Source organism: Microcoleus sp. LAD1_D5, from assembly GCF_036702115.1.
Lineage (GTDB): Bacteria > Cyanobacteriota > Cyanobacteriia > Cyanobacteriales > Microcoleaceae > Microcoleus.
In genome coordinates, this window is sequence record NZ_JAUBSA010000047.1 from 14,040 (window position 1) to 36,446 (window position 22,407).

A 22,407-nucleotide genomic window follows, 5' to 3' on the forward strand; every position below is an offset into this window, starting at 1 on the left:
TCGGTTGAAACCGACTTTAGCTATTAGCCAGGGACTTAAGTCCCTGGCGGGACATTAGGAAAAGCGCAACATCTCAAACATTAAGCCTGAAAAAAAGACTGAGGGCGGTTTGCTCGAATTTCAAAACTATTCAAATAACCCACCGGATCGCTAGGATCAAATGCCTTTTTATCAATGAAAAGTTCTGCCGATTCCACTTGGTAATCCTCCTTGGGACAATCGATCGCCATTTCGGCAACAATCTTGCGGTAAAGGTCGGTTCTCCAACCTTTTTTAGCTAATTCCTCAGCATTTTTTGGCACTTCTTTAATCTGTCCCCAGCGTGCGGCTTGAGTCATCAACCAAATACTCTGAGACTGCCACATAAATGTTGAATGATTTCCGGGTATTTGAGGTAAATTCTTAGGAATGTCATAGAAAATAGTTGCATCTTCCGATTGTATGGTGCGGTCTTTTTCGTCAAACCCTCCATAGTTGTAGTCGCCAACTATTGCTGGTCGCGTAAATTTGTCGATCGCCCCTTTTTTCGGTTTCGCCCCCGTAAACGATCGCTCAGTCAGCAGCGCCGATATTTCATTGCGATTTTCCGGCTTGCTGCAATACTGACAAGCTTCCACCATTGCTTTAACCAGCGAGTAATAAGTCTTCGGATTTTCCTCAATGAATGATTCCATTACTCCCAAAAGGCGATCGGGATGTCCCAGCCAAACTTCCTTGCCTTGCACGAAGGTAAAACCCACTCCTAAATTGCCTTGAATTGCCCGCGTATTCCAAGGTTCGGCTACCATGTAAGCCTGCATGGCGCCAATCCTGATGTTCGTTACCATCTGCGGCGGCGGCACAATAATTACCCGAAATTCTTTGAACGGATTCACACCCGCAGCCGCCGATATGTAGCGGACAAAGTATTCATAAATAGAAGAACTCAGAACCACTGCCCAAACTCTTTTTTCCGACGGCTGACTGTCAAAAAAAGCTCGAAATTGTTTGCCAAATTCTTCTAAATTGCCGTTGTATTCGTGCCAAGGGCGTAAACCGAAATCCCACATAGCTTTGTTCATCGTCATGGCGTTGCCGTGGCGGTGAATTGTCATTGCCGCACACAGGGGTGCGTGTCGCGCTCCTTCGGCGCCAACTCGGGCGTTTGTGACGGCGCCGGATACGACTGGGGAGGCGTCGAGGCGGCCGAAGATTACGCCGTCGCGAGAGGTTGCCCAGCTTGCTTCGCGGTTGAGTTGGACGTTTAAACCGTATTTGCGGAAAAAGCCTTTTTTCCAGGCGATCGCAAATGGTGCACAATCGTTAACCGGCACGTATCCTACGGTTAAATTTGGTTTTTCTAAGGTTCGGGAATCGACAACCGGCTTTACGGCTAAGGCTTCTTCTGTGAGTCCTTTTGCCGATCGATCCGCGCTAATTCCACAACCAGATAAAGCCATTCCCGCCGCCGCCGAGCCCATTCCTTGCAAAAACTCGCGGCGCTTCCATTCATTGGAAAACTTGTCACTCATATTTAATTCTCGATCGCTAATAGCTAAATGTCTGTCATCAAAAACCCTGAGCTAATGACTAATCACTAATGATTAATGACCGATCGATGCGTTACCAATTCCTGAACTTTGTCCACAGCAGCGTCGAGCAACAATCCAGTTAAGCCAATTACAAACACCGCTAAAAATACCGAACTCAGATTCAAACGGCTCCACTCATCCCAGACAAAAAAGCCAATTCCTACACCGCCTGTCAGCATTTCTACCGCCACAATCACCAGCCAAGCAATCCCTAAACTAATCCGCAAACCTGTAAAAATGTATGGCAAACTCGCCGGCCAAATTATCTTGGTAATCCGCCTCCAGCGCGGCATTTCCAACACTCGCGCCACATCCAGATAATCCTTGGAAACGCTAGAAACTCCCAAAGCTGTGTTGATAATTGTCGGCCACAAAGACGTGATGAATATGACAAAAATTGCCGACGGCTCTGCTAAATTAAAAATCGATAAAGCTATGGGCAGCCAAGCTAGCGGCGACACTGGTTTGAAGATTTGAATCAGCGGATTGAGCGCCATCATTGCCGGTTTCGACATCCCGATCAGAAATCCCACAGGAATCGCAACTGCTGCACCCAGGAAAAATCCCACCAACACCCGTCGCAAACTCGCTAGCAGCAGCCACCCAATGCCTAAATCTCCAGGCCCGCGCCGATAAAATGGATGGAATATGTAATCTAAATTAGCGATTAACGCCTGATAGGGAGTGGGAATCAAATCGCTGTTGAAGCTGGCAACAATCCACCACAAGCCAAGAATTCCCAAAAAACCCGCAGCAGGCAACAAAACAGCATCTCGGATGACAACGGGTTTGACCCGCTTCCACGTTGCAACTCCTGCAAGTACGATCGCAGATAAATTAAGCTGTATGAACATTTCAATCTCCTTCAGAGTCAGGGCAGGTACAAGAATCTTGAACAATACCAACCTGAGACACTGACGAAGCCAAACTATCTTGTTCAGAAATTTGGCTTTTCAGTCTCTTCTCAATGCCTGCGAAGTTAGCTGACGGGCTAGGACTGAGAGATGTCCTTCTCCTTAGATTTCAAAATCAAAAATTACACTCACATTTGGCAATTTTTAACTTTGCTTTTTAATTCTGTAGAGATTCGCCCCGAAAATTGGTTCCTCCGCTCCAGCCACACGCTTGGTTTGATCGCGCAGTGCTGGATTAGGCTTGACTTTTTAAGCCAATTTAACATAAATTAGCACGAGCATTTAATTTTGTCAATATGTCTTTAGAAGTAGCCATTGGCGATCGGCAAAGCTCAAAAAGAGAAAATTCAAAAAGTTAACTATTAAACTAGCCTAGAGAGATAAAATGCGATCGCTCAATTTATTTATAAGAGCCATGATAGATTTTAGCCAAGCGCTACAAGATAAAATTGACATAATTGTCCAAAACTGGATCGAAGCTGTTCGCGCCGACGAGCAAATCGAAACCGCCAAGCAACTCACCTACACTTCCGTGCGCGACAGCCTTCCCATCGTACTGCAAGCGATGGTAACTATGCTGTCCCAATCAGAAGAAAGCGACATTCGGACACTCATAGAAGAAAGTTTAGACCACGGAACTCTCAGGGCAAAACAAGGCTACGATGCCGAAGAAATTGCGCGGGAATACCGCTTGCTGCGGAGGGTAATTTTCTCGGCTATAGAGCCAGAATTGCTAAAAGGCTCAGCCGCTGAAGTGAGCCGAGCTTACCGCTTAATTGACAGTGCCCTCGACGAAGTAATTGCTGACTGTTTCCAAAGCTATACCCAGGCAAGATTCCAAGAACTACAGGAGTTGCAAAACCAATTGCAACTTACAAATCAAGAGCTGACTCGCTTAGTTCGCGCCAGTCAAGAGAATCTATCTCACTTAGCTCACGAATTGAAAACTCCCCTCACCTCTATTATTGGTTACTCAGAATTGTTTTTGCGCCAAAGAAACAATTCTCAACTTAAAGATTCTACTCCCAATTTGGCACATATTGATAAAGTCCTCAGCAACGGCAGACGGTTACTTAGATTAATTAACGATACTCTCGAAATCTCGCGGTACGACGCGGGACGCATAAAATTGCAGCTAACTGCGACAAAGGTGCGATCGGCGATCGGCACTGTTGTCGAAATAATCGAGCCTTTGGCCAAAGCAAAAAATTTAGAGATCGCCCTTGAATGCGATCCGGTTCTGGATCAAGTGATGACAGATTACTTGCGCTTGCAGCAAATTATCACCAACTTGACGAGCAACGCCATTCGCTACACCCAAGCTGGTACTATTACCATAAAAACCGAATTATTGTCACACAAACATTGGAGTCTCTGCATCACCGATACAGGAATTGGCATTGCTTCAGAAGACTGCGATCGGATTTTTATGCCCTATTTTCGAGCCGACAGCTCCCTGGCTTCTGGGATGCCGGACAGTACCGGCTTAGGGCTAGCAATTGTCGCTCGATTAGTCAACCTCTTGCAGGGTAAAATCGAATTAGTTTCTGAAGTAGGAGTTGGCTCCTCCTTCACTGTAATTTTTCCCTTAGAATTGGATGGAGTTTAGATTTAGGACTCACTGCAACCTCTATACTTAGGTCACAACTAAGCACCTTACTCCTTCTTTATTCCTCTCGCAACAAAACTAATGACTAATAACTAATGACTAATGACTTCTTCAAATCAGAAACCGAAGAGTTACATAAACAGCCGCACTTATTAATTGCACCGCCATCACAGGAAGTCCGTAACGCAGAAAAGTTTGAAAAGAAATCCGGCGTCCGTGCTGTTCAGAAATTCCCGCCGCCACTATATTAGAAGAAGCTCCTACCAAAGTGCCATTTCCGCCTAAAGTTGCTCCATACATCATCGCATAAAACAGCGGCAGCACAGCAGGTGGAAACTGCCCTGCAAAATCCGGCGCCAGCACTTCTGCCGGTGCAAGCCCGACATTGACAACATACTGTTTTAGCAGCGGCACCATCGCCACTACCAACGGAATATTTGGCACCACGCTCGACATCAAACCCACAAAAAATAACAAAACTAAAGAACCCAGAACAATATTTTTACCTAAAATCACTGCTAATATTCCAGATATATTGCCGATTACTCCGGTTTTTTCCAAACCGCCAATCAGCACAAAGATAGACATAAAAAATAGCAGCGTGCTCCAATCTAAATCCCGCAAAATATTATTAACAGAATCAATTTGGGAATGGTGAGCTAAAAGCATTGCCAAAGCAGCCCCCAACAAAGCAACGGCTGCCGGTGAAATAGGCACGGGCAGAGACTCTCCTATTACAAAAAATGTCAGCACGAAAGCTATAATTAAGCCGCCTACTGCTAAAACTCGCGGGTGATTAATTTTTGGGTGGGGCAAATGTTCCAAATCGTCTAAGTTCTTGTGCCAAATTTCGCGGAACAGCCAAGGCAACATAACTACTATAACTCCTACTGCAATTGCCCCGCCCAAACTTAACTTTACCAGGTAATCTGCAAAGCTCATGTTAATAGCATCACCGACAATGAATGTCGCTGGATCGCCCACGATTGTCAGCAGTCCCGAACTGTTAGCTACAAATACCATTAAAATCAGTAACGGCACAAAATCTACACCGACTTCTTCTGCCATTGGCGGAATTAATGGTGCTAGCAGCATGACTGTCGTGGCATTGGGCAAAACTGCACAAATTGGGGTAGTAATTGCGACAATACCCAGCAATAGATTTTTGCCCTTGCCTTTCGCCAAAAGCACCATTTGAGTTGCCAAGTATTCAAATACTTTGGTAGGCTCAAAGGCTCTCACCATTACCATCACACCGAAGAATAAACCCAGTGTTGCGTGACTCCGACCAATATATTCGATCGCGTTGTTTAACGTCATCACGTGGGTAAAAACCAGAATCACCGCTCCCAGAAATGCCGCAACTGTGAGGTGTATCCATTCTGTAATTATTAAGAAAATTACACATATAAATGTTGTTGCAGCAATCACAGCTTGTACGTTTTCCATTTATTCCCCTGAAAAATTTAAAACTTAAAATTAAAAACTATTAGTGTGAGGCAATTTACTACTTTATGGCTCTTCTGTCAATAGGTTGAAGGGCTGATTATCGTAACAACAAGCTGGGATCGAGCCCTAGAGAGAGATCCGGCATAGGGAAAAAATAACCTCAAAACTACTTCTTTTGGCAGGGTCGCGATCGCCCGAAGTTTGGTATGGCGATCTGGCGATCACTAAACTACAATGAAGCATGGGCAATCTCTGCCAAACTCACCCCCTACGCAGACATCATGGACTACAGCCAAGTGCTCGCCGACAAAACCGATATTATCGTCCAAAATTGGATTGAAGCAGTTCGTCAGGATCGGAAAATTGAAACTGCTGAGGCCCTACCGCACTCAGCAATCGAGAATCACATACCTCACCTGTTGGCGGCGATGGCCACAGTGCTTTCCCAATATCAACGCAGCGAAATAAAAGTAATAATTGAAGCCAGTTTAGATCACGGATTTCTCAGGGCCGAACAAGGCTACGACGCCGCAGAAGTAGCCCGCGAATACCATTTATTGCGTCAAGTAATATTCTCCCACTTAGAAGCAGAATTGCTAGCAGGAACCACCGCCGAGGTATTCAGAGCTTTTCGGCTCATAGATGCCGTACTAGACGAAGCAATTGCCCAGTGTTTCAATAGCTACGTTGCTCAGAGGCTGCTGGAACTTCAACAAATCCAAACTCAGTTACAACTCACAAATCAAGAACTCTCTCGCCTTGTCAGCGCCAATCAAGAAAACGTCTACCATTTGGCTCACGAACTCAAAACTCCTCTCAACTCAATTATTGGTTATTCCGAACTATTCCTGCGAAAAGAAAGATGGCAACCTGAAGTCAAAGATACCCTCCCCGGCATCGAACACATCGAGCGAGTATTGCGTAACGGCAGACAGTTGCTCCGCATGATTAATGACACACTAGAACTTTCTCGCGCCGATGCCGGAAAAATTAAACTTCACCTGCAGCGAACTAATGTACAATCAGTAATTAGCACCGTAGTAGAAATGATGCAGCCAATTGCTGATGCTAAAGGACTAAAGCTCGCTGTTACCAGCGACTGCGGCCCAACACAAGTAATCTCCGACTTTGGGCGGCTGCAACAAATTCTGATCAACCTGCTGAGCAATGCCATTCGCTATACAGAAGCTGGTAGCATTGAATTAAGTTGCCACCCTGCTGGAGAAGGAAATTGGGCGATCGCAATTACAGATACCGGCATTGGCATCGCCCCCGAATATACAAACCGCATCTTTGACCCCTTCTTTCAAGCCGGAGAAGTCGGCAAACAGCTCTTTCCTGCCGAAAGCACCGGCCTGGGATTAGCAATAGTATCGCGGCTCGTCACGCTGCTCCAAGGCAAAATCGAGGTAGTATCAGAAATAGGAGTCGGTTCAACTTTTACCGTGATTCTACCCCAAGAAGTTAAAATTCTCCAAGAAGTAAGCTAAACATTAAGTTCAAATTTTTACATCCGAAAATCCTATGCCCGCAGCCAACCTTAGCCCTTCCACCACAGCCTTTCCCCTCACCGCCGTAGTCGGGCAAGAAGCAATCAAATTAGCCCTGCTGTTAGCAGCAGTCGATCCCGGATTGGGAGGAGTTGCGATCGCAGGCCGCCGCGGGACAGCAAAATCAGTAATGGCCCGCGCCTTGCACTCTCTACTGCCACCAATTGAAATTGTTAAAGACTCTTTTTGCAACGCCGAACCTACTCATATTCTTGCAGAAAAGGCATCTTTTCTATTGGAAGAAAACGGGCAAGATTCCAACACTACCGATACTAATTCCCCAAAGACAGAAATAATTCCCACACCCTTCATTCAAATTCCTTTGGGTGTCACCGAAGACAGACTCTTAGGTTCAGTCGATGTCGAACAATCAGTAAAATTCGGCCAAACCGTATTTCAACCCGGACTCTTAGCCCAAGCAAATCGAGGCGTACTTTATGTAGACGAAATTAACCTCCTCGATGACAACATTTCCAACCAATTGCTAACAGTATTAACCGAAGGGCGCAACCAAATAGAACGCGAAGGGATTAGCTTCCAACACCCCTGCAAACCTCTATTCATCGCCACCTACAACCCCGAAGAAGGGCCGCTCAGAGAACATTTGCTCGATCGCATCGCGATCGTACTTTCAGCCGACGCAGCACTCGAACTAGAAGAAAGAGTCTATGCAGTAGAACAAGCTTTATCCTACTCCAGCTCCCCCCAAGACTTTCTCAATCAATACAGCGAAGACACCGACAACCTCAAAACCCAAATCATCCTAGCCAGAGAATGGCTCAAAGATGTCAGCATTAAACGCGAACAAATTGCCTACCTAGTAGAAGAAGCCATCCGGGGTGGCGTTCAAGGACACCGCGCCGAAATATTCGCAGTCCGCGTCGCCAAAGCCTGCGCCGCCATCGAGGGACGCACAGAAGTTAACGCCGAAGACCTGCGCCGCGCCGTAGAATTAGTCATCGTACCCCGCGCCACCATCATCCAAACTCCCCCAGACGAAAACTCTCCTCCTCCTCCCCCTCCACCACCACCCCAAAAGCAGTCAGAACAAGAACAAGACGAACCAGAAAACGAGCAAGAAGACGAAGAAGACCAAGAGGATGAAGACAACCCGGAACCTGAAGAAGAACCAGAAAAAGATACCATTCCCGAAGAATTTCTCTTCGACCCCGAAGGCGTAATTCTCGACCCCAGCGTGCTTTTCTTCGCCCAAGCCGCCAACCGCCAAGGCAAATCGGGCAGCAGAAGCACTATTTTCTCGGAAGATAGAGGCCGTTACGTCAAGCCAGTATTGCCCAAAGGCCCCGTCCGCCGCATTGCCGTTGACGCTACCCTCAGAGCCGCCGCACCCTACCAAAAAGCCCGCCGCGACCGGAATTCAGACCAGGAATCCACCGCCGGCTCAATCACAAATCGAGAGAAGCGTGTATTTGTCGAACAGGGAGATATTCGGGCGAAGCGCTTGGCCAGAAAAGCTGGAGCTTTAGTTGTCTTTGTCGTCGATGCCTCCGGTTCGATGGCCCTCAACCGGATGCAGTCGGCCAAAGGTGCAGTCATGCAGCTACTCACAGAAGCTTATCAAAGCCGCGACCAAGTGGCTCTCATTCCCTTTCGCGGAGAACAAGCAGAAGTGCTGCTACCGCCGACTCGCTCGATAGCCTTGGCCCGCAAGCGTTTGGAACGTTTGCCCTGTGGTGGCGGTTCCCCCCTGGCCCACGGATTGACTCAAGCAGTGCGGGTGGGAGTCAATGCGCGACAGTCTGGAGATATTGGTCAAGTGGCGATTGTCGCCATTACTGATGGGCGGGGGAATATTCCTTTGGCTCGTTCTTTGGGCGAACCGATTGTAGATGGAGAAAAGCCTGATATTAAGCAGGAATTGTTAGAAATTGCTGCCAAAATTCGTGGGTTGGGAATGCAGTTGCTGGTGATTGATACCGAGAGCAAGTTTATTTCGACTGGCTTTGCGAAGGAATTGGCCAAGACTTCTGGAGGGAAATACTATCACTTACCGAAAGCTACCGAACAGTCGATCGCAGCTATGACTAAAAATGCTCTGCGCGACGCGATCGGCTAAAATCCTGATATCCGCGTTTATGTGCGGTTAAAAATCCAAAAATTAGACTTTTTTTTGCCAAAAGTCTAATTTTTAACTCTCACTCTCCGGCGAGTCACCGCCAGCGAACCCGCAACTAAACCCAACCCTATCACCGCCGAAGGCTCAGGAATTCTTACGGGCAGAGGCTCCCGGCTTACCGTTGCCCGGTTCTGGCTTGAAGAAGTTGTACGTTGGGGGAGTTGACCGATACTATCAGCCAGCAGCAAATGTTCTGAACCCTGCCCTGAAGTAGCGGTAGAAACGGCTCGGACATTAGCTGCAACGGCAGCTTGACTACCGGAAATAACGGTGGCGGCAGCCAATAATATTCCGGCTGTAGGTGACAATAATTTGCGTTCAAAAAAGGTGGGCATTGGACATTACCTATTTAGCAGTTTGTCGATCGAACTCGCTCTATTCATTAATTTTATGGGCATCCTCTGTCTGAGCTACCTTAGTAATTAACGGAACCGATTGTAGATTTTAGATTTTAGATTTTATATTTTATATTTTATATTATTCAAGTTTCTGATCCCTAGTTTCAACTAAGTCGCAAATCAAAAACCTAAAATCAACTGTGGCCCCTGCCTCTAGCATATACTCCTTAATCCCCAATCGTAAATCCCCCATCCAAAATTGATTGACTTCAGCTATATCTGCGATTTGATGGACTTTAAGTTGGCCCCTGGCTACATATAGCCCCGACCCTTTAAACTCAATTATAGCTTTGCCGCGAGGCGCAACGGTGGGAGACAGCGACACGGCACAGACCTGTACGCAGTCGATTATAAACAATCGATCCCTGCTTTGGAGTGATTTCACCCCCGTTCTTTATCAAATCTTTAAACTCTTTCAGGTTTTGCAAACACAGTGTAAAGCTGTCAAAATGATAGATAGCAATTCTCAGCCAAAATTAGGTAAATCCTCGTGAGTAACACTAGCAATTTCCGCGAAGCCGTGCGCGAGGCCAAAAACCACGCGCTGGTAGGCCCCAACGTCATCTCCAACGCTCTCCCCTTCGTCGGCGGCGGACTTGTCTTAACTGCTGTCGGCACCTACGGTGGCCTGGGAGTGATCCGCAACTATCCCGCGATCTTCTTTCCCACATTCATCGCCGCGATCGTCCTACAATTAATTCTGTTCTTTGTCGCCCGCGGCGCAGCCGAACAAAACAACAAAAATACCGCTTTGCCTCTGCTGGCAACCTACAGCTTGCTTACAGGCTACACCCTCAGCGGATTGGTGTCTCTAGCCCTCAGAAGCGAAGGCGTCGGCATCGCCGGTATTGGTTTTGCTGCACTTGGATGTGGCATTACTTTTATCGCCGCCCGCCAAATTGGCTCCAACCTTTCTGAACAAGACGGCATGGCCCTCACCAAAACTATCAGTTTAGGTGTGATTGCTTTGTTAGTCGTCGTTGGCGGTCAGTTTCTGCTCTCTCTATTTGGCGTCTACACCCCAACATGGTTGGAAATTGGCATTTCTGGCATCGGCGTGTTTATATTTGCCGGCGCTGCGATCGTCGATTTTTACATATTACCCCGCAGCTACCGCGACGACCAGTATTTGCCCGCCGCTCTGTCGATGTACTTGACCTACATCAACTTGTTCATCTTTATTCTGCGCCTGTTGATTGCTATCAACAGCCGCGATTAATTGAAACTTTAGCTTAAAAAAACCGCGGCTCGATCGACATCCGGCCGCGGTTTTTTAATTAAGATTTGGAATCAACATAGTCGTCATCGCCTCCTTTGTCCCTCATACAAAAAACTTATATCATGTTCACAGCCGACAGACATAAGGTATAATTTTAATTTTTAATCACTCAATCAAAACTCTTGGTATCTAATTGTGTCGATCGCGATTTGAACATTCATAAAAAATTAATTGGGGAAAACTCATGTACTTAAAATATGAAGATATCAGGAGAGTCAGCGTAGAAATTACCTCCAGGTGCAATGCAGCTTGCCCGCAGTGTCCCCGCACCGACAACCCGATTTTGCCGGGGGCAGAATTAAAGATGGAGGATATTGAGAGAATTTTCCCCCAAGAGTTTTGCTCTCAGTTGGATTTGGTTTATATGTGCGGCAACTACGGCGATGCTATGACTAGCAATACCACAATTCCGGCGATCGAGTATTTGCACCGCATGGGAGTTCCTCATATCAGCCTGTACACCAACGGTAGCGGACGCAATCCCGACTGGTGGCAATCGCTGGCAAAGGCGATGACAGGAGAACACGATCGCGTAATTTTTAGTATCGACGGGTTGGCAGATACTAACAGCATCTACCGCCAAAATACCAACTGGGACAGGATAATGCAGTCGGTTAATGCCTTTATCCAAGCTGGCGGAAAAGCTGTATGGCACTACTTGATATTTGAACACAACCAGCACCAAGTAGAAGCAGCGCGGGATTTAGCCCAACAAATAGGATTTGTCGAGTTTGTACCGAAAGCTACCTCTCGTTTTGTGGCGAAAGAGATTTATGATAAAGAGTCAGCAAATCAAGAGCCTCAGAAAGCAGAAAACTCTCAGGTAGATGCCAAGAGCGATCGCCAAAACCAACCAGCAACAGCTAATGTGTCAGCCCCTCAGCATCAAGAACAGGCAGCGCTTCAGTTCCACCGACAAGGTGAGGAATGTTTGAAACAAGGGCAACTGTCAGAGGCGATCGCAGCCAGCCAACAAGCCCTGAAAATTCAACCTAATTTTGCAGCAGCCTGGAAAACTTTAGGCAATGCTGTTCAAGGTTTGGGGAAGATGCAAGCAGCAGCAGATTGTTACGCCAAGGCCCTCAAAATTCAGCCTAATTTTCCCGAAGTTTATGCTAATGTCGGCAGTCTTTATGCTCAACAGCAACAGTGGCAACCAGCTAGTGCTTATTACCAAAAGGCGATCGAGCTTAAACCCAATTTTGCAGGAGCTTATCGCAATTTAGCTAAAGTTTTGACGCAGTTGGGGCAACCAGGAAAAGCCAATTATGCTTGGTATCAAGCTATAGCTATCGAAACCTCTCAAGCACCCGCTCAAACTCAGCCTATCCCATCACAGCCAGCCAGCGAAGAACTGCAACCCCCATCACTGGAACAATATAAAAATCCACAGGGAGACCAATTTATCCAAGCTGTAGAAAAATTTGGTAGCCTAAATAATTACTACCGTAATGTAGAAATTAGCTGTCAAACTCAAGCCACCAAAGAGATTTTCATCAGTTTTGAAGCGGAACTCTGGCCTTGCTGTTGGGTAAGCCATACTAAATACGCTGTTTATAACCACACTTACAGACCGCAAATGCTGGGTTTAATTGAAAAGTACGGCAAGGGGTTTAATTCTCTCAGAACTCAATCTGTGAAAGATGCGATCGCCAGAGATTGGTTTCGCGAAGACCTCACAAAAAGTTTTTCCTGTTCTAAAAGGTTGGACGTATGCGCTCACGAATGCGGTAAAACTTTCAATTCAACAGGTTCGCAGTATATATAAGAAGGAAGGCACTACACGGATAACGCTGTTAATTCTATCGGGAACCCTGGTTTTAATGTGGTGAAGCGATCGAATTTCATGTCACGATTCAGGCAGGTTATCGGGATCGAGCCCTTGCGATCGCAAATACTCAGCTAGGCGTTCGGCTCGCTGTCGTTCTACCCTCAACTCCTCGCGCATCTGCCCCGCCGCTACATCCGGCAGGGGATAGACATTTCCCGACTCGTCGTACCAAACCAGAATTTCTTGCTCGATGCCCCCAATAACTTGCCCAGATCGCCCCATGCCCAGTCCCACTTCTGGCATCCAATAGGGCTCGCCAATCTGCTGGCGATACTGCCCGTCAATCAGCTTGTAGGCTTCAAACGGTTGATGCCGATCGCGCCGCCAAAATTCGGGGTTGTAAATAATGTAGTACAAAACCCCTAACCCGGCATAAATCGACATTTTATCGTCGTATTCTCCGCCGGGTTTGTGAGACACCATTTCCAATGCTACGATCGGCACAACCTCGTTTTCTTCCCAGACAGCATAGCTGCGGCGAGATTTGCCCCCTTTTCGGCGCTCCACCCCCAAACTGAGAAACCCGTCGGGGACGACAGGCACTTTGGGACTGATTCCTGTGGTGTGATACACCGCCATATCCACCCCAAAGTACCAATCCATGCGAGCCGACCAAATGCTGGTCAGGACAAACAACAATAGGTTCGGCAGCAGATTCTGGTCTTCGTTATCCACAGGGGTATCGTCCGAACAGGGCAGGTCTTCGGTGGACGGCAAGCTGAATTTTAGTTCTGGGGAAATCATGGCAGTTAACTCCCATCGAGAGCGTTAACCTGATTTTAGACTATAGCAACTTTTTTTGAATTTTGAATTTTTAATGCGGTAAAGTTTTTAATTCAACGGGTTCGCACTATATCTAATCAGGAAGAAGCAATAACATTTTGTTGAAAAATCCCAATTTCAGCTAAACTCAAAAATACACCCCAAAACTAGGAGAACTCACAGTGGAAGTTCTAGACATCAAACACAATATCGAAACTTTGTCCGATCGACTGGGTACAACCCAGGACTATCTTTGACATCCCCGCACTCACAGCAAAAATTCAAGACTTAGAGCAAATCTGCGCCCAACCAGCATTTTGGGACGACCAAGATCGAGCTCAAGAAACCCTCCAAGAACTTAATGACTTCAAATCTCATTTAGACCAATACCGCGGCTGGCAAACTAGCTTGGAAGACGCTAGAGCTATTTTAGAACTGCTGGAGTTAGAAGCCGATGAGTCCCTGTTCCAAGAAGCCTCATCGAGTCTTTCTCAGTTAACCCGCGAACTCGACCAGTGGGAACTGCAACAATTACTATCGGGGCCTTACGATGAAGGCGGCGCCGTGTTGACAATTAACGCCGGGGCCGGCGGCACAGATGCTCAAGATTGGGCCGAAATGCTGCTGCGGATGTACACCCGCTGGGGGGAAAGTCAAGGTTACAAAGTACATTTAATGGAAATTTCCGAGGGAGAGGAAGCAGGTGTTAAATCGGCTTCTTTGGAAATTGTCGGCCGCTACGCTTACGGTTATATGAGGTCGGAAAAAGGCACTCACCGTTTGGTCAGAATTTCGCCTTTTAATGCTAACGACAAGCGTCAAACCAGTTTTGCCGGCGTCGAAGTGATGCCAGTTCTCGATCGATCCGTCAAGTTGGACATTCCAGAAAAAGATTTGGAAATCACGACTTCCCGCGCTGGCGGCAAGGGCGGGCAAAATGTTAACAAGGTAGAAACCGCAGTCCGCATCGTTCACCTTCCTACTGGTTTGGCCGTCCGCTGTACAGAGGAACGCAGTCAGTTGCAAAATAAGGAAAAAGCTCTGGCATTACTCAAGGCTAGGCTGTTGGTGATTGCTAAGGAACAGCGGGCTTCGGAAATTGCCGAGATTCGCGGCGACATGGTGGAGGCGGCTTGGGGCAACCAAATTCGCAATTATGTTTTTCACCCATACCAAATGGTCAAGGATTTGCGGACTGGGGTGGAAACAACCGCCATCGCAGATGTAATGAACGGCGAATTAGACCCGTTTATTCAAGCTTACCTGCGGCAGGAAAATCAGTTGATAGCCCAAACTGATTCAACCGCCCGAATATAATTGGCGCCTTGACATACAAAGTCTGCCTGTGCAGACTAAAGAATCAAGAGCAGTAATGGCAGCGGATTTGCTATAATTTTGAGGTTTTGGTCGATCGCCCGACCTCCAATAGGTCGCGCGGTCAAAAACCTTGATATGATAAAACTTGATCTAACGAACAAAAGGAGAAATAATGACCCAAGTTGTAATAGGCGAAAATGAAGGGATTGAGTCAGCCCTACGACGGTTTAAGCGACAAGTTTCCAAAGCGGGTATTTTCCCCGACATGAGAAAGCACCGCCACTTTGAAACCCCCTTGGAAAAGCAGAAGCGCAAAGCTATTGCCAGAAGGACTAAGAGACGCTTTCACCGCACTAACAAACCCTAGAATTATTAGCACTAAATTGATTCGGCAGATATAATGCCTTGCGATTCTAGTACCGCAGCGACTCGGAGAATCACCGCTTCGCTGTAGGGAGCACCAATAATTTGTACCCCCAAGGGCAAAGCGCCGGGTCGCTGTACGGGCACGCAAAGAACGGGCAAGCCAATAAATGATAGGGGTTGGGTGAACAGTCCGAGATTGGGACGCACTAAGATTTCTTGTCCGGCTATTACCATTTTCTCGACGCCAATTTCAGGGGCAGCTATCGGGGTTGCGGGTGCGAGGATGATGTCTGTGTGTTGGAATATTTCGCGAATTTGATCGCGGTACCACTGTCTGAATCTCTGGGCTTGCAAGTACCAAGTTGCAGGGATCAGGGTTCCCGCTAAAAAGCGATCGCGCGTGGCGGGATCGAAGTCTTGAGGGCGCGATCGCAAATTGTCTAAATGCAAGTTTCCCCCCTCGCAAGCGGTAATGATAAATGCCGCAGCCCTGGCGCGATCGGATTCCGGTATGCTGACAGTCGCAAGCCCCCCTATTTTTGGGGGGTTTGTTGTTTTATCTGTGCTGTTACCACAATCCAAGACATTTGTCAAGGCTTTAGCAACTATTTCTACAGCATCCATTGCTTCCGGTTCGGTCCCTGTGGCGAAATACCCGTCAGCAACAGCAATTCGCAATCCTTCGATGCCTTGATTTAACTGCGGCGAACAAAGTTCTGGCGGGCGTTGAGTGCAAACTGGGTCACGAGAATCAGGGCCTTGCAGGATATCGTACAGCAGCGCCATATCTCTGATCGATCGCCCAAACGGCCCCACACAATCCAAACTACCCGAAAATAAATAAGCGCCAGCCCTGGACAAACGGCCGTAAGTAGGCTTAAACCCAAAGACACCGCACAAAGCAGCCGGTACGCGGATGGAACCGTTAGTATCAGAACCAAGGGTGATGGGTACAAAACCGGCGGCGACTGCTGCAGCAGAACCGCCGCTGGAACCGCCAGCGATGCGCGTAGTATCGCGGGGATTGCGAGTCGGGCCGTAGTGGCTGTTTTCCGTCACGAAACCGTAGGCGTACTCGTCCATGTTGAGAGTACCCACGAGAACAGCCCCGGCTTGTTTTAGTCGGGCGACCACGGCCGCGTCCTGGGTAGCCGGAGGATGGTCAGCGTTGATTTTTGACCCTGCTAGAGTAGTAATTCCGCCGATGTCGAACAGGTTTTTGGCTGCGAAGGGAACGCCTGCTAAAGGGCCTGGGTTTTGGTTATTTGCGATCGAATTATCTATATTTTCGGCTGCTGCGAGTGCGCTGGATGCAGTGATTGCAGTAAAGCAATTAAAAGCTTTATCCTTAACAGCAATCCGTTCCAAAGCAGCACTTACCGCATCTGTAGCCGTAACCTTACCACATTTAACAGCCGCTGCCGTAGCAACCGCATCAGCCTTATCTAAAAAACATCTGCGTTCATCTGCGTTCATCGGCCCTCATCTGCGGTTAAAAATCTAAGGTTCAAACACCGGCGCGACTTCTACTTCTTGAGGTAAAGGGAATTCAGTAACGAGTCGGGCGATCGCAGCTATCCTCTCGAAGTTTACCACAACACCGGGCCGATGTTCAGGGTCTAAGGGTAAGTTTATCAGTTCGGCCGTGCGATCGACATATTCTTCTATATTTGTCATTAGTCCATCCCAAACAACATCAGCGTTTATCCGCGTACATCTGCCCTCATCTGCGGTTGAAAATCTAAGGTTCAGATATAGGTGCGATGATTATTGTATTGTAATCGCGATCGGGCTGTCATTTATTATCGCTCAGTTTTTTGTATTCCTCGGATTGTCTGATATCATCTAGAGGCGATATAGGTTCAGTTGGTTGATCGGGACAGAACTCTATACATATATCTATAACAGCTTTCTTATACTTTTGAGCATCGTAATTTTCATAATATGAATTTACTATTCTTGCCTGCACTCTTACTGTTCCTTCCTGCCACCCTCCAAAACCTACTTTGAGAAGTTTACAGCTTACTCCTTTACCTTCCCAGTGAATTTCATTGTTCCACATATAACGTTCGGAATCGAAGGAAATTTTATTTATGTCGGATTTTATATCAGCACGTTCTTCCGAAGTACCACCCCTAACTTTCCAGGGATAAATATTTAAAAAAATTTCCGTAAATTCTTTACTAACTACCTCCTTGAATTTCGCTACTGTAAATGTATTATTGTTATCGAACAACAAAACATCATCATCGCGGTCTAGTGGTTTAAATTTATCATTCATAAAATTTGATGCTGTCATGGAGCTTTAAATATCAGGCGTGTAGAAGCAGGAGTTACAAATGTTCTCGTGGCCATCTCCACCTACGAATACAACTATCTTTACCTTTTTTATGTCTGCTTGCTTAGCAGATTTTATGAACTCACTCCGCTTCGATGTTTGTCTTTAACTCAAACACTGACAGTTTCCCGCAACTTATCAACGGCAACATCCAGGGGAGGCAAAGTAAAATCCTCAGCATCCAGTAATTCCTTAACCTTCTCAAAAATCTCAACCTCCGCCTCTTCCTGATCCGTCAGCTTATCATAAAAATAAGGGTCAGTAAACCACTGCTCAAACGCCATCTCTAGCCGCCCATTCGGTGCTAGTTCAAACCGCCAATACTTAGAAACTCTACTATCAACCACCTCAAACAGCGGTGCAGGATTCTGCATGGGATAATAGGTGTAGTTATCGTCACAGATATAGTACCAAACATTACCCTGCGATTGGTAAAGAGCGTAGACAACATATTCCTTGCCAAGCGTTAGGGGGAATTCCACTTCTTTCGTAAAATAGAACTCAGGCTTGAGGTAACTTTCAGGGAGAGCATTACCTGTATTGGCAATACAGCGAATTTTCATGTTTTTTATAACTACAGATTTTTTAGTGCAGCTTTAAGATATGTACGTTTGAATTTGAACTCAACAGTTTTGGCAGTCTCGTTATTTCTGAACCAATGTAGTTCAACAACTGCTCCCTCAATTACTGCGGTTTGGGCACTAACCATTTTAACCCCATCACCGACTTTCCCTCCGTAATTAGCAACCAATCTGGGAGCATCTCCCAACGGCTTATCTGCACTGCCTTGAATTCGCTTGCCCACGCTAGCTTTAGCATCTTGCAACAGAAGTTGCTCCTGCAAATTTCTCGGACTCTCATCGGGAATAGCACCTTGATTCACCATTTAACAGCTTCAAATATTGTTTGTCAAATACCATAAAAATTAATTTTAGCAGGTGAAGTTTCCGCCAGCAACTTTCCCCGCGAAATCACATACCGAACTGCAGCGCGCCTTCTAATTGCATCATAACAATCATCAGCATCCAACACAATCAAATTTGCAGGTTTCCCCGCCTCTATCCCATAATTCTCATCTCCCAGATAGAGAGTTTTAGCACCATTGATAGTGACCATATTAAAACAAGCTGCAATCTCAGCCATTCCCGTCATCTGACAAACATGAACCGCCATATGAGCGACATCCAACATATTTCCCGTACCTAAACTATACCAAGGATCTTGCACGCAGTCGTGACCAAAACTCACATTCAATCCCTGCAGCCACAACTCCTTAACTCGCGTCACCCCACGGCGTTTGGGATAAGTATCAGCGCGGCCTTGCAGAGTGATATTAATTAAAGGATTCGCGATGAAATTAATTCGCGATTTTGCCAAACTTCCCATCAGCTTAAAAGCATAAGCATTGTTATAAGAACCGAAAGCCGTCGTGTGACTAGCTGTCACCCGCGAACCCGCCCCGCTTCTAATCGCACAAGCTGCTACCACCTCCAAAAATCTCGACTGCTCATCATCGATTTCATCGCAGTGAACATCTATTAATCTATTGTATTTTTCAGCAAGTTCAAAAATTCGCTCAACCGACTTCACCCCATCTTCCCGCGTCAACTCATAATGCGGAATCCCGCCCACAGCATCCGCACCCATATCCAGAGATTTCTCTAAAAGTTTCTCATTTTCTGGACTTCCGTAAATCCCGTCTTGGGGAAAAGCCACAACTTGCAGAGTCATCCAATCTTTGACTTGTTCTCGAACTTCCAAAAGTCCTTGCAAAGCAGTCAGCGTCGGTTCGCTAACATCAGCGTGACTCCTGACAAACAAAATCCCTTGAGACGCTTGCAGCCTTAAAGTTTCAACAGCCCGTTTTTTGACATCATCCAGAGTTAAACCTTGCTTTCGTTCCCCCCAAATTTGAATTCCCTCGAACAAAGTGCCGCTTTGATTCCATCGCGGTTCCCCCGCCGTTAAAGCCGAATCGAGATGAATGTGCGACTCCACAAAAGGAGGACTAACTAATTTGCCTTGAATGTCGATTTCGTGTTCGCCAACTGCTGATATCCGAGGCGAAACGGCGACTATTTGCTCATTCTCAATAGCAATATCTACCGTTGGGCGATCGTCGATCGCACCCAACAAACGACATTCGCGCAGAACAATGCTATACTTTTGCTCAGGCATGACAATTGCACTTATTTTAACACTTGTAAACTTTATCCTTCCTAGTTGCGATTCAGCCTAGTGAGACCACAAGAATTCGCCAATCACTTGCGAACCCCATTTTTCTCTTCCTCTGCGTCCTCTGCGCCCTTTGCGGTTAAAAAATCTTACTAAAAAAACCAACCTATAACCCTAATCACCCCGAATAAAGCGCAACTACAAATCGCCAATATCAGACAATCTCAAACTCCAGATTGTGATTTTTCACCAAATCAAAGGTAAAATGGTCAACCACATTAGTATTGCTCAACTCCAGATTGTAAAAATCAACAAAATCCGCATCAAAATACGGCCCCGCGTGCCAAGTACCCACATCTAACTTAATAAAACAATTGCCCGGAATCCGAAAAGCAGCCATATCCTCTAAACTCGGTTTATAGCTATCCCCAGGAGGCGCAACCGCCATCAACCAATCCTTCCCCTCCAAAGAACCCAAACACTGAGTACATTGAATATGCCTCGTAATTTTGCCAAACTTGCGACCTTTCTGGTGCAGTCGCATGATGTAAAATCTAGGAATACCATTTTGCAAATTTAACTGAGCATCCTCAGCATCGAAAGACTTGCCATCAACAGCCGCCCAGATAACTTGACCGTAACTCCGAAAATTCTCCGGTGTCACCCATTGTGCGGATAACTGCTTAGTCGAAATTGATTCGCTCATAAAGCCCAACATTCCTAGCTTGATCCGTTAGGAACATTCTAATACAGTAAATCCTCTCTCATCTCTTCTCTGTGCCCTCTGTGTCCTCTGCGGTTAATTAAATAAAAAAATCTAGTTCACTTTCTCGATCGCCCAAAACACCCTTACAATAAAAATCAGCACACTGCTGCAAAAAACGAGCCGGAATATCAGGCCGAGCACCCCAATGCAAATGCAAGTAAGAAGCGTGCACTTGACAAACTCCCCAACCTTCAGCAACCGCCTCAACTTCCCCCCGCTTCCCATACCTCCAACTGTGATAAACTGGATTACTCGGTTCCACAATTAAATGCGATCGATGAAACTCATGTCCCCAAACCTCATCAAGAGCAGTTAACACCAAACTATCCCTCACCGCCACAGCTTCTCGGTATCCCAGCGTCAAACGCTTTCCCATCGCAGCAGCAGTTTCCAACACTCCCACCCCTGGCCAAGAATTGCCATCGAAGTCTACAATAGAATCACACAAGTACATTAAACCGCCGCACTCCGCATAAGTCGGCATTCCCAAAAAAATAGCACTTCTTACCGCATCCCGAATTAAAACATTACCGCTCAATTTTTGAGCAAACACTTCGGGAAAACCGCCACCAAAATATAACCCTTGCACATTGTCAGGAAAAACAGCATCATCAAGCGGACTCCAAAATACCAACTCCGCACCCAAATCTTCCAACAAATCAAGATTGTCCTGATAGTAAAAATTAAAAGCCCGATCGCGCGCAACTGCAATCCTCACTCCAAATTGTTTTCCCAAACAGTTGACAACATCATCTTTTTTAGTTACAATAACGGAAGGGACACTGTGCCTACCCGAAAGTTGCTCTGACCCCTCACCCCCCTCATTTCGAGTTGCAGCCAACAAAGGCAAAAGTTGCTCCCAGTCAAAACTAACAGCAGCCAAATCCGCTAACTTATCGATCGCAGCATGAAGATTCGGCAACTCCTCAGCAGGAATCAGCCCCAAATGTCGATCGGGAATAGTAACAGCCTCATCCCTACGCAAAACGCCTAAAATCGGTAAATTGAGCGGTTTGAGAGCATCTTGAAGCAACTCCAAATGTCGATCGCTCGCCACCCGATTCAGCACCAAACCAGCGAATTTAAGGTCAGGGTTAAAAGAACGAAAACCGTGGGCGATCGCAGCCACAGAACCCGAGAGTCGGCTGCAATCTATCACAAACAATACCGGCAAATTCAGCAAATAAGCAACATGAGCGGTAGAAGCAAAGGAAATAGAATAGTGTTGTTTTCCTTCTGGCTTCCTTAAATCCGTTAAATCTGTTACATCCTTTACATCTCGTACAACCGTTGCCGAACTTGTATCCGTTACATCCGTTACGAAATCCGTTGCCGAACTTTCTTCTTCCTTCTTCCGAGAAACCCCATCAAATAGCCCCATTACCCCTTCAACTAAGGCATAATCGACATCTTGAATATGACGATAAAAACACTTATTTACATAAGATTCAGAGGTTAATACCGGGTCTAAATTCCGACAGGGGCGACCAGTAACAAAAGCATGAAACATGGGGTCAATGTAATCGGGACCAACCTTAAAAGATTGAACATTCAAGCCGCGACGGATTAAAAAAGCTAAAAGGGCGATCGTTACAGTAGTCTTTCCCGCCCCGCTGCGTTCGCCAGCAATTACTAAAGTCATAGTTCTAGATTAGTTACAAAAAATACATATTTAACGAACCGCGAAGACGCGAAGGGCGCGAAGGAAGAATGAGAAGAATAGCGGTAATTTCGTGGTTTTTTGGAAGTAATTTAAACTTTTGAGTTAAAGAACATTATTAATTCAAAATTCCTAACTGAAAATTCATAACTCCTAAAAAAGTAGGGCAGACATTGCCTGCCCCACTGAATGCTAACTCAATCCGTCTTACTTATTCCTTTCTCCTTTCTCCTGATTCCATCCATCCGTTACATCCGTTACATCCGCTACACAATCCGTTGCCGA

Annotated in this window: 20 protein-coding genes and 1 riboswitch; of the genes, 7 read left to right on the plus strand and 13 right to left on the minus strand. The window is 46.4% G+C overall.

All coding sequences use genetic code 11. The annotated features are described in order from the left end of the window. Window positions 1–80 precede the first annotated feature (80 nt). Window positions 81–1,511: an ABC transporter substrate-binding protein gene (locus QUA70_RS18870; RefSeq protein WP_333349236.1), complete on the minus strand. Its 1,431-nt coding sequence runs from the start codon at window positions 1,509–1,511 to the stop codon at window positions 81–83. 65 nt (window positions 1,512–1,576) lie between these two features. After that, the gene (gene ntrB, locus QUA70_RS18875) at window positions 1,577–2,425 is read right to left on the minus strand and encodes a nitrate ABC transporter permease (RefSeq protein WP_333349235.1); all 849 of its coding nucleotides are present in this window, start codon (window positions 2,423–2,425) and stop codon (window positions 1,577–1,579) included. A 99-nt stretch (window positions 2,426–2,524) separates the two neighbouring features. Further along, a riboswitch (cyclic di-AMP (ydaO/yuaA leader) is annotated at window positions 2,525–2,737 on the minus strand. 163 nt (window positions 2,738–2,900) lie between these two features. On the opposite strand from ntrB, the gene QUA70_RS18880 reads away from it, so the two are divergent. Next, a complete protein-coding gene (locus QUA70_RS18880) occupies window positions 2,901–4,094 on the plus strand; it encodes a sensor histidine kinase (RefSeq protein ID WP_333349233.1) in 1,194 nt (397 codons plus the stop codon). Between the two features lie 111 nt (window positions 4,095–4,205). On the opposite strand, the gene QUA70_RS18885 is transcribed toward QUA70_RS18880, so the two are convergent. After that, window positions 4,206–5,543, minus strand: a complete 1,338-nt coding sequence (locus QUA70_RS18885; RefSeq protein WP_333349231.1) for an ArsB/NhaD family transporter — start codon at window positions 5,541–5,543, stop codon at window positions 4,206–4,208. A gap of 206 nt (window positions 5,544–5,749) precedes the next feature. On the opposite strand from QUA70_RS18885, the gene QUA70_RS18890 reads away from it, so the two are divergent. Both QUA70_RS18890 and bchD read left to right on the plus strand, forming a co-directional pair. Beyond that, a complete protein-coding gene (locus tag QUA70_RS18890; RefSeq protein ID WP_333349228.1) occupies window positions 5,750–7,033 on the plus strand; it encodes a HAMP domain-containing sensor histidine kinase in 1,284 nt (427 codons plus the stop codon). A 34-nt stretch (window positions 7,034–7,067) separates the two neighbouring features. Continuing rightward, window positions 7,068–9,170: a magnesium chelatase ATPase subunit D gene (gene bchD, locus QUA70_RS18895; protein ID WP_333349226.1), complete on the plus strand. Its 2,103-nt coding sequence runs from the start codon at window positions 7,068–7,070 to the stop codon at window positions 9,168–9,170. Between the two features lie 65 nt (window positions 9,171–9,235). Here bchD and QUA70_RS18900 read toward each other — a convergent pair whose 3' ends face one another. Then, window positions 9,236–9,565 carry a PEP-CTERM sorting domain-containing protein gene (locus QUA70_RS18900; protein ID WP_333333610.1) on the minus strand — a complete coding sequence of 110 codons (330 nt, stop codon included), beginning with the start codon at window positions 9,563–9,565 and terminating at the stop codon, window positions 9,236–9,238. 553 nt (window positions 9,566–10,118) lie between these two features. Between QUA70_RS18900 and QUA70_RS18905 the strand changes: the two genes are divergently transcribed. Together QUA70_RS18905 and QUA70_RS18910 are read left to right on the plus strand one after the other, a co-directional pair. Beyond that, on the plus strand, window positions 10,119–10,847 hold the full coding sequence (locus QUA70_RS18905; RefSeq protein WP_333333608.1) for a Bax inhibitor-1 family protein: 729 nt from the start codon (window positions 10,119–10,121) through the stop codon (window positions 10,845–10,847). Between the two features lie 244 nt (window positions 10,848–11,091). Beyond that, entirely contained in the window at window positions 11,092–12,675 is a 1,584-nt protein-coding gene (locus QUA70_RS18910; RefSeq protein WP_333349224.1) for a tetratricopeptide repeat protein, read from the plus strand. An 81-nt stretch (window positions 12,676–12,756) separates the two neighbouring features. Here the strand turns inward: QUA70_RS18910 and QUA70_RS18915 are convergent, their stop codons facing one another. Beyond that, on the minus strand, window positions 12,757–13,482 hold the full coding sequence (locus QUA70_RS18915) for a Uma2 family endonuclease (RefSeq protein WP_333333604.1): 726 nt from the start codon (window positions 13,480–13,482) through the stop codon (window positions 12,757–12,759). A gap of 200 nt (window positions 13,483–13,682) precedes the next feature. Here QUA70_RS18915 and prfB point away from each other — a divergent pair. After that, a protein-coding gene (gene prfB / locus QUA70_RS18920; protein WP_333349221.1) for a peptide chain release factor 2 occupies window positions 13,683–14,817 on the plus strand; the annotation gives its coding sequence in 2 pieces (ribosomal slippage) (window positions 13,683–13,754 and window positions 13,756–14,817; 1,134 coding nt in all). 172 nt (window positions 14,818–14,989) lie between these two features. Further along, a complete protein-coding gene (gene rpsU / locus QUA70_RS18925; protein WP_333044279.1) occupies window positions 14,990–15,184 on the plus strand; it encodes a 30S ribosomal protein S21 in 195 nt (64 codons plus the stop codon). 11 nt (window positions 15,185–15,195) lie between these two features. Here rpsU and QUA70_RS18930 read toward each other — a convergent pair whose 3' ends face one another. The 8 genes from QUA70_RS18930 to QUA70_RS18965 all read right to left on the minus strand — a co-directional run bounded on the left by QUA70_RS18930 (window position 15,196) and on the right by QUA70_RS18965 (window position 22,104). Beyond that, on the minus strand, window positions 15,196–16,659 hold the full coding sequence (locus tag QUA70_RS18930) for an AtzE family amidohydrolase (protein WP_333349219.1): 1,464 nt from the start codon (window positions 16,657–16,659) through the stop codon (window positions 15,196–15,198). A 24-nt stretch (window positions 16,660–16,683) separates the two neighbouring features. Then, window positions 16,684–16,860, minus strand: a complete 177-nt coding sequence (locus QUA70_RS18935) for a DUF4089 domain-containing protein (RefSeq protein WP_333044277.1) — start codon at window positions 16,858–16,860, stop codon at window positions 16,684–16,686. Between the two features lie 118 nt (window positions 16,861–16,978). Continuing rightward, entirely contained in the window at window positions 16,979–17,482 is a 504-nt protein-coding gene (locus tag QUA70_RS18940; protein WP_333410543.1) for a KGK domain-containing protein, read from the minus strand. A 149-nt stretch (window positions 17,483–17,631) separates the two neighbouring features. Next, window positions 17,632–18,084: a hypothetical protein gene (locus QUA70_RS18945; RefSeq protein WP_333349215.1), complete on the minus strand. Its 453-nt coding sequence runs from the start codon at window positions 18,082–18,084 to the stop codon at window positions 17,632–17,634. 11 nt (window positions 18,085–18,095) lie between these two features. Beyond that, complete coding sequence (locus tag QUA70_RS18950; protein ID WP_333349213.1) at window positions 18,096–18,407, minus strand: hypothetical protein; 312 nt, start codon at window positions 18,405–18,407, stop codon at window positions 18,096–18,098. Window positions 18,408–18,430: 23 nt separating this feature from the next. After that, window positions 18,431–19,699 carry a cytosine deaminase gene (codA, locus tag QUA70_RS18955; protein WP_333349212.1) on the minus strand — a complete coding sequence of 423 codons (1,269 nt, stop codon included), beginning with the start codon at window positions 19,697–19,699 and terminating at the stop codon, window positions 18,431–18,433. A gap of 211 nt (window positions 19,700–19,910) precedes the next feature. Continuing rightward, a complete protein-coding gene (locus QUA70_RS18960; RefSeq protein ID WP_333349210.1) occupies window positions 19,911–20,402 on the minus strand; it encodes an ureidoglycolate lyase in 492 nt (163 codons plus the stop codon). A gap of 97 nt (window positions 20,403–20,499) precedes the next feature. Further along, complete coding sequence (locus QUA70_RS18965) at window positions 20,500–22,104, minus strand: cobyrinate a,c-diamide synthase (protein ID WP_333349208.1); 1,605 nt, start codon at window positions 22,102–22,104, stop codon at window positions 20,500–20,502. Window positions 22,105–22,407 lie beyond the last annotated feature (303 nt).